The organism is Frigoribacterium sp. 2355, from assembly GCF_054060695.1.
Map to the genome: position 1 here is coordinate 327,360 of NZ_JBSSDL010000002.1, position 12,949 is coordinate 340,308.

Below are 12,949 nucleotides of genomic sequence, written 5' to 3' on the forward strand. Positions count from 1 at the left end.
AACGGACTCGCTCGTCGAGTCCGTTCTTGCGTTACCGGGCCACCCACCCCCCAGGAGGACCCGTGTCCGTCACCCCGACCCCCGCCGAGCTGCTCGAGATCGCCGTCGCCGTCGCGGGTGAGGCCGCCGAGCTCGCGGCCCTCCGCCGCTCCGAGGGGGTCGTCGTCGCCGACACCAAGAGCAGCGCCGTCGACGTCGTGACGCACACCGACCGAGAGGTCGAGACGTACGTCCGAGGCCGTCTGGCCGAGCTGCGTCCTGGGGACGGCTTCTTCGGAGAAGAGGGCGAACCCGACGACTCGACCACGGGACTCACCTGGGTCGTGGACCCCATCGACGGGACCGTCAACTTCCTCTACGGCATCCCGCAGTGGGCCGTGAGCATCGCCGTCGTCGAGGGCGGTCCCGACCCGCTCACCTGGCGCACCCTCGCCGCAGCGGTCGTCAACCCGACGTCGGGCGAGACCTTCACCGCGTCGGTCGGCGGCGGCGCGTGGCTGGACGGGCGTCGCCTCGAGGTGAACGCTCCGGCCTCCCTCGAGACGTCCCTGCTGGCCACCGGGTTCTCGTACGACGCCGCACGTCGGGTCGAGCACGCGGAGGCGCTGGTCCGGGTGGTGGGGCGCGTTCGCGACCTGAGGCGCCTGGGGGCGGCCTCGCTCGACCTCTGCGCCGTCGCCGCGGGACGGGTCGACGCCTACGTCGAGCGAGGACTCAAGCCGTGGGACCACGCGGCGGGCGCACTCGTGGCCGCCGAAGCAGGCGCCGTCGTCCGCGGGGAGCTCGGTCAGGCCCCCAGCGAGTCGCTGACCTTCGTCGCGGCCCCTGCCATCGCCCAGGACCTCGCCGCCCTGGTCGTCGAGGCAGGGATCTGACCGGAGCACCCAGAGCAAGACGTCAACATGCGTCGTTGTGCGTTGTCATATCGTAGATCAACGGTGAATATCGGCGACGACACCCGAATGCGGGTAGCCATTCGTTCATCGACCGGCTACCCTGGTGAGGTCGTTATTGATCCGTGATCATCGCGTGACGCACTCCGCCAGGGCTCTTTCCGAAGGTCCTGCGCAGCTCGCGCCACGATCACCAGTGACGGCCGTGAAGACGACGGTGCGCCCACCGTCCGATCCCGATCACCCCGAGGACCCATCACACGTGACGAAGTACCAGCAGATCGCCGAGCCCGACGGCGACGGAACCCCGTCGCGTCGCGCCACCGACGACCTCACGGGCACCGGTTCGCCGAGTGTCGCTCCGACCGTCCCCGTCGTGGCCGACGCGCCCGTCTACCTCACCCGTCGCGAAGCCCGTGAGGCCGAACGCCGCGCGGCCCGGCCCGTGACCGCGACGGCCTCCGCCGCCACCACGACCTCCGCCCCCACGACGGCTGCCGCCGCTACGAGCACTGCGGCCCGCGTGGTCGCCGAGCCCGCCGCCGAGGCCCGGCCCGCGACTGGCCCGTCCGCGGCGACCGAGCACGTCTCGCCGCGACGAGCCGCTCGTCTCGGTGCGGACTCCGGCACCCGTCCCGCAGCTGCCGGACGCACAGCGAAGGCCCGCGCACAGCGCCCCGCGGCTCGCCTCGAGGCGCCCGTTCGCGCGCCCCGCACCGCCGGGGCGACCTTCCGGCGCACCACCAAGCGCGTCACGGTCGTCGGAGCCATGCTCTTCGCCGCGTCCATGCTCGTGGCCACCTCGGTGCCCGCCAACGCCTTCTTCGTCGACACCCCCACGCAGACGGCCGCCAAGAAGGCCGCCGACTCCCAGAGCTACACGGCGACCGCACCCTCGGCCGACGGCACGGCCGGCGTCTCCCGCGACGGCTACTCGGTCACCGAGATGAAGGCCGTCTCCGAGTACGCCTCGACGAGTGCCAGCACGTTCTCGAACGACGTCGACGGCACGGTCCAGTGGCCGTTCCAGACGGGCGTGCCGATCAGCAGCGGCTTCGGCGCCCGCCAGGTCGCCAACTGCGGCTTCTGCTCGACGTTCCACCAGGGTCTCGACTTCGTCCCCGGTGCCGGCTCGCCGATCCAGGCGATCGCCGACGGCGTCGTCAGCAAGGTCGACGGCCCCTCCGGTGCCCTGGGCAACAACGTCTGGATCGACCACGTCGTCAACGGCCAGAAGGTCACCAGCGTCTACGCGCACATGCAGACCGGTTCGGTCGAGGTCCGCGAGGGCGACACCGTCACGGTCGGTACCATCATCGGCAAGGTCGGCAGCACGGGCAACAGCACCGGGGCGCACCTGCACTTCGAGATCGTGATCGGCGGCGTGCCCGTCGACCCGTATCCCTGGCTCCAGGCCAACACGAACTGAGCCGTGGTCCCGCGTCCGCGCGGCACGCACGAGAAGAGCCCCACCTGTCGCCAGGTGGGGCTCTTCCGTCGTCGCCGCGCCTACGACGTGGTGGCGAGCCAGACCGTCGCGTTCGCCGGCAGGGCCGGCCCGTCGACGACCATGGTGGCCAGCAGGACGTCGCCCACGGGGAGCTCGACGGGGACGTCGCCCATGTTGGCCACGACGGTGACCCCCTGGCTGCGGAACGCGACCACCTCGGGCCCGAAGCCGTCGAGCCAGGTCAGCGTTCCCGCACCCAGTTCGTGCTCCGCACGGAGGCGCAGCGCCCGCGTGTAGAGCTCGAGCGTCGACCCGGCGACGCCCCGCTGCTCGTCCCGGGCGTACGTCGACCAGTCCGCGGGTTGGGGCAACCAGGAGGCGCCCGTCGCGTTGAACCCGAAGGCCGGCTCGGTCGCGGACCACGGCAACGGCACACGGCAGCCGTCCCGGCCGTAGCGCTCCCCGTCCGTGCGGAACCACGTGGGGTCCTGCCGGGAGTCGTCGGGCAGGTCGATGGCCTCGGGCAGGCCGAGTTCTTCGCCCTGGTAGAGGTACGCGCTGCCGGGGAGGGCCAACATGAGCGCCGATGCGGCTCGCGCCCTGGCCAACCCGAGCTCGGGGACGGGCAGCCCCTCGCTCTTCGGCCCGATGCCGTACCCCTGCGGGTTCTCGGCCGTCAGGGCGAGCCGACTGGCGTGCCGGACGACGTCGTGGTTGCTCATGACCCAGGTGCTGGGGGCTCCGACGCTCGAGAAGGTCTGGAGGGACGCGTCGACGACCTCGCGGACGGCCGGGGCGGACCACCCGGTCTCGAGGTAGGCGAAGTTGAACGCCTGGTGCATCTCGTCGGGGCGCACCCAGTCGGCCAGACGCGAGAGCGGTTCGACCCAGGCCTCGGCGACGAGCACCCGGTCGCCCGGGTACTCGGCGAGGACGGTGTGCCACTCGCGGTAGATCTCGTGGACGCCCTCCTGGCCCCAGTAGGGCGGGGGAGCGGACTCGCCCTGGCCACCGCCCATGCTGCCGGACTCGGCGGGGGGCGTGTAGTCGGGCAGGCCCTCGGCCTTGACCATGCCGTGTGCGACGTCGACCCGGAACCCGTCGACGCCGCGGTCGAGCCAGAAGCGCAGCACGTCGACGAACTCGTCGCGCACGCGGCGGTTCGTCCAGTCGAGGTCGGGTTGCGACGAGTCGAACAGGTGCAGGTACCACTGACCCGGTCGGCCGTCGGCCTCGGTCACGCGGGACCACGCCGGGCCGCCGAAGACCGACTGCCAGTTGTTCGGCGGCAGGTCGCCGTCGGGGCCGCGGCCGTCACGGAACAGGTAGCGACCGCGGGCGGCCGAACCGGCCGGCGAGGCGAGGGCCTCGCGGAACCACGCGTGGTCGCTCGAGGTGTGGTTCGGCACGACGTCGACGATGACCCGCAGGCCCAGCTCGGTGGCCCGGGCGCGGAGGGCGTCGAAGTCGTCCAAGGTGCCGAACAGCGGGTCGACGTCCCGGTAGTCGGCCACGTCGTAGCCCGCGTCGCGCTGGGGCGAGGTGTAGAAGGGCGACAGCCAGACGGCGTCGACGCCGAGCTCGCCGAGGGCGTCGAGTCGCGTCGTGATGCCGGGGAGATCGCCGACGCCGTCGCCGTCGCCGTCGGCGAACGACCGCGGGTAGACCTGGTAGATGACGGCGGTGCGCCACCACTCGTGGCCCTGGTCGGCGGTCGTCGCGGTGCCCTCGAGGGGGGCGGTCGGGGTCAGCGTGTCGGTCTCGGCCGGATCTCGTGTGGACATGAGGCCACGATACGGCAGGCCCCCGACGCGGCATCGGCTACGGTCGTGGTCAGGACAGCCCGGAGGGGGACCTCCGGGACGAACACCCGCGACACGATTGGCACGATCCTGAACCCTGCGACCGATCTCGTGACGGCCGACCTGCCCGCCGGCACCCGGCCGTTCCCGCTCGCGCTCGGAACCAACGTCTTCGGCTGGACGGTCGGCGCCCCCACCGCCCTCGAGGTGCTCGACCTCTTCGCAGACGACGGCGGCCGCGTCGTCGACACGGCCGACGTCTACTCGGCGTGGCTGCCCGGCAACTCCGGGGGCGAGTCCGAGGCGATCATCGGCCGGTGGCTCGCCCGACCGGGCAACCGCGACCGGGTGCTGCTGAGCACCAAGTGCGGGCAGCACCCCGACGCCCCCGGCCTGTCGCGTGCCAGCATCCGTGCGGCGGTCGAGGCGTCGCTGCGCCGTCTGCGCACCGACCACGTCGACTTCTACTTCACGCACTTCGACGACGACGAGACACCGCTGGACGAGACGGTGGGCGCGCTCAGCGAGCTCGTCGACGAGGGCAAGATCCTCTGCGCCGGGGCGTCCAACTACACCGGCGCGCGCCTCCGGCAGGCCCTCGCGATCGCGGACCGCGACGGACTCCACCCGTTCCGGTTGGTCCAGGTCGCGTACAACCTGGTGCGACGGGGCGAGTACGAGCACGACGTCGCCGCCATCGTGGACCACTACGACCTCGCCGTGTTGCCGCACTCGTCCCTGGCGAGCGGGTTCCTGACGGGCAAGTACCGTCACGAGGCCGGCCGCGGGGACTCTCCCCGGGGCAGCCGGGCCCTCAGCTACGTCACGCCGCAGAACCAGGGCACCCTCGAGGTCGTCGTCGAGATCGCCGAGCGTCTCGACGTCGAGCCGGGCGCCGTGGCCGTCGCGTGGCTCGCCTCGCGCGACAACGTCATCGGCGCACTCGGCAGCGCCCGGACCCCCCGCCAGCTCGAGGGTCTGCTCGACGCCGCCCGGGTCGAGTTGACCGAGGGCGACCTGGCGTCGCTCGAGGCGGCCTCGCGTCCGCTCGCCTGACGTCCGGGGTCAGCGCCCGGCGCCGCCCCTCTCATCCGCCTCCGTGTCCGCGGCGACGGGACCCAGCGGGACGATCGTCCGTGCGCCCGGGTCCCAGCGCCGCAGCCGGGACAGCACGACCGGCCGGGTCGACGGGACGCCGGCCTCGGAGAGGGCGTCGAGGGCCCGGGCCACCTGGTCGGGTGTCAGGCGTGACGCGAGGGTGACGTGGGGGGTCCACCGACCGGGCGTGGTGTGCGGGACGTCCCCCGCGCCTCCCAGGCTCTCGTGCACCCGGGCATGGAGGTCCAGCAGTTCTCCCGTCACGACCACGGGTCGCACGAGCACGAGCCCGCGCGGGGGCGACCCGAAGAGCAGCAGCCCGCCGAGCTCGGCGGGCATCGGCAGCGCCTCCGAGAGGGGCAGGAGGCGCGGGTCGGCGGCCGGGTCGAGGTCGGGTCGTGCCACCAGGGTGACGTGCGGCGCGTTCGACGCCCCGGCGTGGTCGCCCTGCGACGGGAGGCCCGCCGCGGACAGCACGCGCCATTCGTCACGGACGGCTCCGTCGGAGGCCGGGTCGAGCAGGAGTTCGAGGCTGTGCACCCGTCGATCCTGCCCCGCGGGGCCTTCGGCGGCCCGGGTCGGCACGTGGCGTCAGCAGCCCGTTCGCTCTGCTACCCTTGTCTGGTGCCAATCGGCAGCGGCCCCGGTCGCTCGCCTGGTGGTCACGCCCCGATAGCTCAGTGGTAGAGCACTTCCATGGTAAGGAAGGGGTCGTCAGTTCAATCCTGACTCGGGGCTCTGGCTGTCTCGGTCCCGTCCCGGTGTGATGCCGGCAGGGCCTGCAGCCTGCGGCGGGGTAGCTCAGTTGGTTAGAGCACACGGCTCATAATCGTGGTGTCGCGGGTTCAAGTCCCGCCCTCGCTACCGCAGGCCCGGATCTCTCACGAGTTCGGGCCTTCGTCGTCCGTACGCTCGGTGGTCACCGCCGGGTCGTCTCCGTGCACCGAGACGTGACCGGTGCGCCGTGCCCGGGCGTCGGGCATACGATGAAGCATGGCCGTGAGCATCCGCAGCATCGGCACCGCGGTGCCCCCGACCATCATCCGACAGGACGACGTCCGAGAGATCTTCGCGACCCAGGCCGGCCTCGGCCGCCTCGGTCAGCGCATCGTCGGCGCCGCGTTCGGTGCCTCGGCCATCGAGACCCGGCACACCGTCGTCGACGAGCTCGACCGGCGACCGCGCGAGGGCGAGCCCACGTTCTACGACGCCGCGTCGAACGAGATCCTCCGACCCGGCACGGGTGCGCGCAACCAGGTCTACACGGACCGGTCGCCCCAGCTGTTCCTCGACGCCGCTCGTGCCGCGCTCGCGGCGGCGCCCGACCTCGGGCCCGACGACGTCACGCACGTGATCAGCGTGTCGTGCACCGGCTTCTTCGCCCCCGGGCCCGACTACCTGCTCGTCCGGGGCCTCGGGTTGTCGCCGTCGACCCGTCGCCACCACCTGGGCTTCATGGGCTGCTACGGGGCCTTCCCCGCCCTCGCCGCCGCACGCGACTTCTGCCTCGCCGATCCGGAGGCGGTCGTGCTCGTCGTCTGCGCCGAGCTCTGCACGCTGCACCTGCGGAGCTCCGACGACCCCGACTCGATCGTCGCCTCGTCCGTGTTCGCCGACGGGGCGGCCGCCGCCGTGGTGACCGCCCGCCCGGCGCTGTCGGGCTCCGTCGTGCTCGACCTCGACGTCCTCGAGACGGTGCTCACGCCGGTCGGCGAGACCGACATGGCGTGGACGATCGGCGACCTGGGCTTCGACATGGTGCTGAGCAGCTACGTCCCGCAGATCATCGAGCTGCACATCGACTCGGCCCTGGCACCGCTCTTCGAGGCCGGCGGCGTCGGCGTCGGCGACGTCGACCTGTGGGCCGTCCATCCGGGCGGGCGCAGCATCCTCGACCGCGTGCAACAGCAGCTCGGGCTCACCGACGCCCACCTGGCGCCCTCACGCGACGTCCTGCGCGACTACGGCAACATGTCGAGCGCGACCGTCCTGTTCATCCTCGCCGACCTCCTGGCCGGGCCCCCCGCCCCGTCGCAGCGCGTGGGTGCCATGGCCTTCGGCCCCGGGCTGACCGTCGAGACCGCGCTGATGACGCGTCGCGCGGTCTCGTGAGCGCGACCCGCACCTCCTCGGCTCCGTCGGTCGCGGTGCGGCCGCCCTGGTGGCCGGACCTGTCGCGACGAGGCGTCGGACTCGTCGAGCTGATGGACGACCCGGGCTGCGACCTCGGCCTGCTGAACGCCACCTACCGGGCCTTCCCGGTCGTGAACGGTCTCGTGGCGGGGTGGCGCCGGGCGTACCTCCGCCGCCTCCACCCGCTGTTGTCGGCCGACGTGACGACCAGGCTGCTCGACCTCGGGTCCGGCGGCGGCGACCTCGCGCGCGCCCTGGCCGGCTGGGCCCGTCGCGACGGGCTCGCCCTCGAGGTCGTGGCCGTCGATCCCGACGAACGGGCCCACGCCTTCGCGGCGTCCCGCCCCGTCCCGCCCGGCGTCGAGTTCCGGCGGGCCTCGAGCGCCGACCTCGTGGCGGCGGGCGAGACCTTCGACGTGGTCGTGTCGAACCACGTCCTGCACCACCTCGACGACGAGGCCCGGGCGGCCGTGCTGGACGACAGCGCCCGCCTGGCGTCCCGTCTCGTGCTGCACGCCGACATCGAGCGGGCCCGCGGGGCGTACCTCGCCTACCGGGCCGCGACCTGGCCGTGGCGGACCCGCTCGTTCGTCCACGTCGACGGGCTCCTGTCGATCCGCCGCAGCTTCACCGCCGACGAGCTGGTCGACGTGGCTCCGCCGGGGTGGCGCGTCGTCCGGCAGTGGCCCTTCCGTCTGCTGCTCGTCCGCGAGATCGGCGTCGACGCCCCCGGGGGTGCCGGCCGTGCGGACGCATGACGTCCTGATCGTCGGTGGGGGGCCCGTCGGGGTGATGCTCGCCGCCGCCCTGGCGGATCGCGGCCTCGATGCCGTCGTCTGGGAGGCGCGGGTCGACGATCCGGCGCACTCGCGCGCCCTCGGCGTGCATCCGCCCTCGATCGACCTCTTCGACCGGCTCGGCCTCGCGGACGACCTGCTCGCCGACGCCGTCCGCATCCGGCGGGGGATCGCCCGGAGCGGCGAGCGGACGGTCGGCGTGGTGCCGTTCGACCGGGCGTCGTCGCGGTGGCCGTTCGTCGCGGCGGTGCCGCAGGACCGCACCGAGGCGGTGCTGCGGACGGGGTTGGCCGCGCGGCGGGACGACGCGCTCCGTCGGGGCGTGCGGTTCGTCGGGCTCGCACAACGCGACGAGGACGTGGTCGTCGAGGGGGTCGACGACGAGGGGCCGGTGGTCGTCGCCGCCCGCTTCGTCGTCGGGGCCGACGGCACGCGCAGCGCCGTCCGCGCCGCGCTGGGCGTCGACACCAGGGCCCGGGACCTGCCCGACCGCTACGTGATGGGCGACTTCGCCGACGCCACCGGCCACGGCCCCGACGCCGTGATCCATCTCGAGCGCTCCGGGGTGGTCGAGTCGTTCCCGTTGCCCGCGGGTCGACGACGGTTCGTGGTGCACGTCGGGTCGGCTCACGGAGCGACCGCGTCGGTCGCACCGGACGACGTCGCGCGGCTCGTGTCGGACCGCACCGGGTCGCCCGTCGACCCGACGACCTCGACCATGACGAGCGGGTTCGGCGTCCGGCGCCGGCTGGCCGTCCGGAGGGTCGTCGGCCGGGTCACGCTGATCGGCGACGCCGCCCACGAGATCAGTCCCATCGGCGGCCAGGGCATGAACCTCGGCTGGCTCGACGGGCACGCGCTCGAGGCCGTCATCGCTGCGGCGGTGAAGCGGAGGGGTGGCCGGGTGCTCGATCCGACGACGTTCGGCCGTTTCGACGCCGACCGTGCCCGCGCCGCCCTGCGCGCCGCCCGGCAGGCCGAGTGGAACACCGCCCTCGGTCGGCCCGTCGGCGGGGGAGCGGCTCGGGCCCGGGACCTGGCGCTCGGAGCCGTGCTGAGGGCTCCGAGCAGGCACCTGCTCGCGTCGGTCTACGCCATGCGTTGGGCCTGAGCGGTCCGGTCCCCGCGGCCGCGCCGGCTCGGCTCCCTCCGCCGACCCGCGTGCTCAGGCGACGACGGTGCCGCCGCTGAGGGCGAGCTGCACCACGAGCAGCACGGCCGCCACCATGATCAACCGGAAGAGGGTCCGGTCGACGCGTCCCGCGAGCACGAGGCGCACGCCGACGACGGCGATGCCGAGGGTCACGGCGGTGCCGACGGCGGCAGCGACGAGGCCCGGAGCCGACGAGTCGCCGCCCAGCCGGCCCGAGAACAGCAGGACGGCCGCGACGGCCAGCGCCGCGAACGCGACGACTCCCGAGACGGTCCGCCCGAGGCGGTGGGGGAGCCCGACGATGCCGGTGCGCGCGTCGTCGTCGAGGTCGGGCAGGACGTTCGTGAAGTGGATCGCGATGCCGAACACGGCTCCGACCGCCACGGCCCAGCCGGCCGGAGGCGACGGTGGTGCCGCGGCGAGGGTGGCGACGGCGGGCAGCAGGCCGAAGCTGACGACGAAGGGCGCCACCGAGACCGGGGTCCGCTTGAGCCCGAGGTCGTACGCCCACCCCGAGGCCACGAGCACGAGGTGGGCCGTCCCGGCAGCAGGCCCGAGCGCGTAGGAAGGCACGAGCATCAGCACGCCGCAGACCACCGCGGCACGGCGAACGGCCGACACGCTCACGAGGCCCTGGGCCACCGGCTTGTCGGTCCGGCCCACGGCGCGGTCGCGCCCGGCGTCGAGCCAATCGTTCGCGAACCCGATGGAGGCCTGTCCGAGCAGCACCGCGAGGGCGAGCAGCACGAGTCGGCCGAGGGGCAACCCCGAGGAGGCGCCCAGCACGACGGCGAGGACGGTCACCACCACCGTCGGCCCCGGGTGCGTCGAACCCAGCAGGGCGGCGGTCCACGAGGCGGGGCCGTCGCGGCGACCTGAGCCGGCGGTGGAGACCGGGGGCTCGGGGGAGGTCATCCGTTCACCCTAGACGGACGGAGCCGCACGGCCCCGGGTCGGTCGGCCCCGGACGACGGGACGCGATGCGGTGGGCGACGTGAAGAGGTGCACCCGAGTCGGGGGAGGACTCGGATGCACCCCGTCGCACCCTCGGCGCTCGAGGTGCAGGTGGATCAGTACCGGCACGCGCCAGAGGAGGGTGCCCACGTCGAGTTACCATCCCAGACGTGACTGGAGTGTACGACTGCCACGGGTGTATCGGAAGGGGCACCGGGCCGTCTTTCGCGGATCGGCCCGGGCCCCGGGGTACGAGGGGTCAGGCCCCGCGGCCGGTCTTCTGCTGGAGGCGGTCGATGTGCTCGCTCGCCTCGGCCTTCGTCATGTCGGCGGGCAGCTCTTCGCCGGCCTCGCGGGCGAGGGTGTCGAGGTAGCTCTTCTGCGGGCCGGTGATGGGCTCGTCGCCGGTGACCCAGTCGTCGGGGTCCTTCGACGCCGTGCTGCCGCCGTCGGGGCGGGCGCCGCCGAGCGTCTCGCCGTGTGCGGGAGCCGCGTTCTCCTCGCGGGCCGTGGCGGCCTGGTCGGTCTCGTCGGTGGTCGTCGTGTCGGTGGTCGTCGTCTCGTCGGACTCGGCCGCTGCCGGGTCGACGGGGGTGATGTCGGGGTCGATGTTCGCGTCGCTCATGACGTGAACGTACGCCGTGCCCCCGACACCGGGCCGGGCGACGTACCCCGCTGGTTAGACTCGACCGCGTGTCCGTGAACCCTGATCTGCAAGGGCGGGTCTTCCCGCCGGCCCCGCCCTACCTCGTGGGCCGCGAGAAGGTGCGCGAGTTCGCCCGCGCGACCGGCTCGACGAGCCCGCTCTCGTTCGACGTCGAGGCGGCCCACGCGGCCGGGCACGGCGACCTCGTCGCCCCGCCGACCTTCGCCGTCGTCGTCCAAGAGGCCACCCTCGCCCAGTTGCTCGCCGAACCCGACGCGGGCATCGACTTCTCCCGCGTCGTCCACGGCGAGCAGCGCTTCTCGCTCTCGCGTCCGATCGTCGCGGGGGACGAGCTCACGGCCACCCTGACCGTGACGAGCGTCAAGACGCTGGGCGGCAACGCCATGGTCACGGCGTCCTCCGACATGCGCGACGTCGACGGGCGGCACGTGGTCACCGCCGTGTCGACGCTCGTCGTCCGCGCCGACGACGAGGCCGCCGCGTGAGCGCCCTCGAGGTCGGCCAGGTCGTCGCCGAGAAGACCTACCCCCTGACACGCGACTCGTTGGTGCGCTACGCCGGTGCCTCGGGCGACTTCAACCCCATCCACTACCGCGACGACGTGGCGGCCGCGGTCGGTCTCCCCGGTGTCCTGGCCCACGGCATGCTCACGATGGGCACCGCCGTCCAGCCGGTCGTCGAATGGCTCGAGGGGGCGGGCGACGACGCCGGCGTGCTCGGTCGGGTGTCGGACTACCAGGTGCGCTTCACGCGTCCCGTCGTGGTCGACCCCACCGCCGGGGCCGAGATCGCCGTCGTCGCGAAGGTGGGCAAGCTCGACGCCGAGGCCGGCACGGCGCGCATCGACCTGACCGTGACCGCCGGCGGCCAGACCGTGCTGGGCAAGGCCCAGGTCGTGGTGACGCTGGCGTGACGACCTTCGCCGAGCTCACGACGATGCAGGTGGGCGGCGAGCCCGCCCGCCTGGTCGAGGCGACGACGACCGACGAGCTGCTGGCCGCGGTCCGTGAGGCGTCGGTCGGTGACGACCCCTGGTACGTCCTGGGCGGCGGGTCGAACACGGTCGCCTCCGACGAGCCGTTCGACGGCACGGTCGTCCACGTGGCCACCCGGGGTGTCGAGCGCGTCGACTCCGACGACCACCGCGTCCACCTCCGCGTCGCCGCCGGTGAGCCCTGGGACGACCTCGTCGCCTCGACGGTCGAGCAGGGCTGGTCGGGGCTCGAGGCGCTCAGCGGCATCCCCGGCTCGACGGGCGCGTCGCCGATCCAGAACATCGGTGCCTACGGCCAGGAGGTCGCCTCGACGCTCGTGGCCGTCGACTTCCTCGACGACGACTCGGGCGAGTTCGTCCGCATCCCCGCGGCCAACCTCGACCTCGGGTACCGCACGAGCGTCTTCAAGCAGGGCCGTCGGGGCGTCGTCACGGCCGTGGAGTTCGCCCTCACGGACCACGGAGGCGCGAGCGAGCAGGTCGCGTACCCGCAGCTCGCGAAGGCCCTCGGCGTCGAGCTCGGGGCCCGGGTCTCGGTCGCCGACGTGCGCTCCAGCGTGCTCGCCCTGCGGGCCGCGAAGGGCATGGTGCTCGACCCGGCCGACCGTGACACGGCGTCGAGCGGGTCGTTCTTCACCAACCCGATCGTGTCGCGGGCCGATGCGTCGACCCTGCCGGCCGACGCGCCACGGTGGCCGACCGGCCCCGAGCCCGAGCGCCAGGTCGTGCCACTCGGTGAGGAGCCGGCCGCCCCGGCGCCCCGTGCGCCCGCCGAGGTCAAGCTCAGCGCCGCCTGGCTGATCGAGCACGCCGGCATCGCGAGGGGTTTCCGCCTGCCGGGCTCGCAGGCCGCCGTCTCGTCCAAGCACACCCTGGCCCTGACCAACCGTGGCGGTGCCACGGGCGGCGAGGTCGCCGAGCTCGCGCGCTACGTCCAGCAGCGGGTCCAGTCCGAGTTCGGCGTGCTGCTGCACCCCGAGCCCGTCCTCCTCGGCCTCGCGCTGTAGG

12 protein-coding genes, 2 tRNA genes and 1 pseudogene are annotated in these 12,949 nt (G+C 73.5%); 11 read left to right on the plus strand and 4 right to left on the minus strand.

Translation table 11 applies throughout. From position 1 onward, the window contains the following. Positions 1-62: 62 nt before the first annotated feature. Positions 63-875 carry an inositol monophosphatase gene (locus ACVJ1F_RS04405; protein ID WP_192124576.1) on the plus strand — a complete coding sequence of 271 codons (813 nt, stop codon included), beginning with the start codon at positions 63-65 and terminating at the stop codon, positions 873-875. A 280-nt stretch (positions 876-1,155) separates the two neighbouring features. After that, complete coding sequence (locus ACVJ1F_RS04410) at positions 1,156-2,322, plus strand: M23 family metallopeptidase (protein WP_456884902.1); 1,167 nt, start codon at positions 1,156-1,158, stop codon at positions 2,320-2,322. 80 nt (positions 2,323-2,402) lie between these two features. On the opposite strand, the gene ACVJ1F_RS04415 is transcribed toward ACVJ1F_RS04410, so the two are convergent. Further along, positions 2,403-4,127 (minus strand): glycoside hydrolase family 13 protein, encoded by a 1,725-nt coding sequence (locus tag ACVJ1F_RS04415; RefSeq protein WP_456884904.1) that lies wholly within the window; start codon positions 4,125-4,127, stop codon positions 2,403-2,405. A gap of 129 nt (positions 4,128-4,256) precedes the next feature. Between ACVJ1F_RS04415 and ACVJ1F_RS04420 the strand changes: the two genes are divergently transcribed. Further along, positions 4,257-5,201: an aldo/keto reductase gene (locus ACVJ1F_RS04420; protein WP_456884906.1), complete on the plus strand. Its 945-nt coding sequence runs from the start codon at positions 4,257-4,259 to the stop codon at positions 5,199-5,201. A gap of 9 nt (positions 5,202-5,210) precedes the next feature. Here the strand turns inward: ACVJ1F_RS04420 and ACVJ1F_RS04425 are convergent, their stop codons facing one another. Next, positions 5,211-5,783, minus strand: coding sequence for a 2'-5' RNA ligase family protein (locus ACVJ1F_RS04425; protein ID WP_456884907.1), 573 nt, complete (start codon positions 5,781-5,783; stop codon positions 5,211-5,213). A gap of 126 nt (positions 5,784-5,909) precedes the next feature. Here ACVJ1F_RS04425 and ACVJ1F_RS04430 point away from each other — a divergent pair. From ACVJ1F_RS04430 to ACVJ1F_RS04450, 5 genes are all read left to right on the plus strand, one after another. Next, positions 5,910-5,981 (plus strand) — tRNA-Thr (locus ACVJ1F_RS04430). Positions 5,982-6,033: 52 nt separating this feature from the next. After that, positions 6,034-6,107, plus strand: a tRNA-Met gene (locus ACVJ1F_RS04435). 129 nt (positions 6,108-6,236) lie between these two features. After that, on the plus strand, positions 6,237-7,355 hold the full coding sequence (locus ACVJ1F_RS04440) for a type III polyketide synthase (protein WP_456884909.1): 1,119 nt from the start codon (positions 6,237-6,239) through the stop codon (positions 7,353-7,355). Then, positions 7,352-8,134, plus strand: coding sequence for a class I SAM-dependent methyltransferase (locus ACVJ1F_RS04445; protein WP_456884911.1), 783 nt, complete (start codon positions 7,352-7,354; stop codon positions 8,132-8,134). Before ACVJ1F_RS04440 ends, ACVJ1F_RS04445 begins: the two co-directional genes overlap by 4 nt. Beyond that, positions 8,121-9,284, plus strand: a complete 1,164-nt coding sequence (locus ACVJ1F_RS04450) for an FAD-dependent oxidoreductase (protein ID WP_456884913.1) — start codon at positions 8,121-8,123, stop codon at positions 9,282-9,284. The genes ACVJ1F_RS04445 and ACVJ1F_RS04450 overlap by 14 nt, the downstream gene beginning before the upstream one ends. Positions 9,285-9,338: 54 nt before the next feature. Here ACVJ1F_RS04450 and ACVJ1F_RS04455 read toward each other — a convergent pair whose 3' ends face one another. After that, on the minus strand, positions 9,339-10,241 hold the full coding sequence (locus tag ACVJ1F_RS04455; RefSeq protein WP_456884915.1) for a UbiA family prenyltransferase: 903 nt from the start codon (positions 10,239-10,241) through the stop codon (positions 9,339-9,341). A gap of 298 nt (positions 10,242-10,539) precedes the next feature. Then, positions 10,540-10,758: pseudogene (locus ACVJ1F_RS04460) on the minus strand (DUF3072 domain-containing protein); the annotation flags it as partial. A gap of 215 nt (positions 10,759-10,973) precedes the next feature. Here ACVJ1F_RS04460 and ACVJ1F_RS04465 point away from each other — a divergent pair. Genes ACVJ1F_RS04465 through ACVJ1F_RS04475 form a run of 3 tightly spaced genes read left to right on the plus strand, consistent with a single transcriptional unit; the run spans position 10,974 to position 12,948 of the window. Next, positions 10,974-11,432: an FAS1-like dehydratase domain-containing protein gene (locus tag ACVJ1F_RS04465; protein WP_173151341.1), complete on the plus strand. Its 459-nt coding sequence runs from the start codon at positions 10,974-10,976 to the stop codon at positions 11,430-11,432. After that, a complete protein-coding gene (locus tag ACVJ1F_RS04470; RefSeq protein WP_056046546.1) occupies positions 11,429-11,860 on the plus strand; it encodes a MaoC family dehydratase in 432 nt (143 codons plus the stop codon). The genes ACVJ1F_RS04465 and ACVJ1F_RS04470 overlap by 4 nt, the downstream gene beginning before the upstream one ends. After that, entirely contained in the window at positions 11,857-12,948 is a 1,092-nt protein-coding gene (locus ACVJ1F_RS04475) for a UDP-N-acetylmuramate dehydrogenase (protein WP_456884917.1), read from the plus strand. Before ACVJ1F_RS04470 ends, ACVJ1F_RS04475 begins: the two co-directional genes overlap by 4 nt. Position 12,949 lies beyond the last annotated feature (1 nt).

Coding starts and splice junctions, on each gene's coding strand:
- ACVJ1F_RS04415 (WP_456884904.1), bottom strand. CDS start 4,127: ATGTCCACACGAGATCCGGCCGAGACCGACACGCTGACCCCGACCGCC.
- ACVJ1F_RS04455 (WP_456884915.1), bottom strand. CDS start 10,241: ATGACCTCCCCCGAGCCCCCGGTCTCCACCGCCGGCTCAGGTCGCCGC.
- ACVJ1F_RS04440 (WP_456884909.1), top strand. CDS start 6,237: ATGGCCGTGAGCATCCGCAGCATCGGCACCGCGGTGCCCCCGACCATC.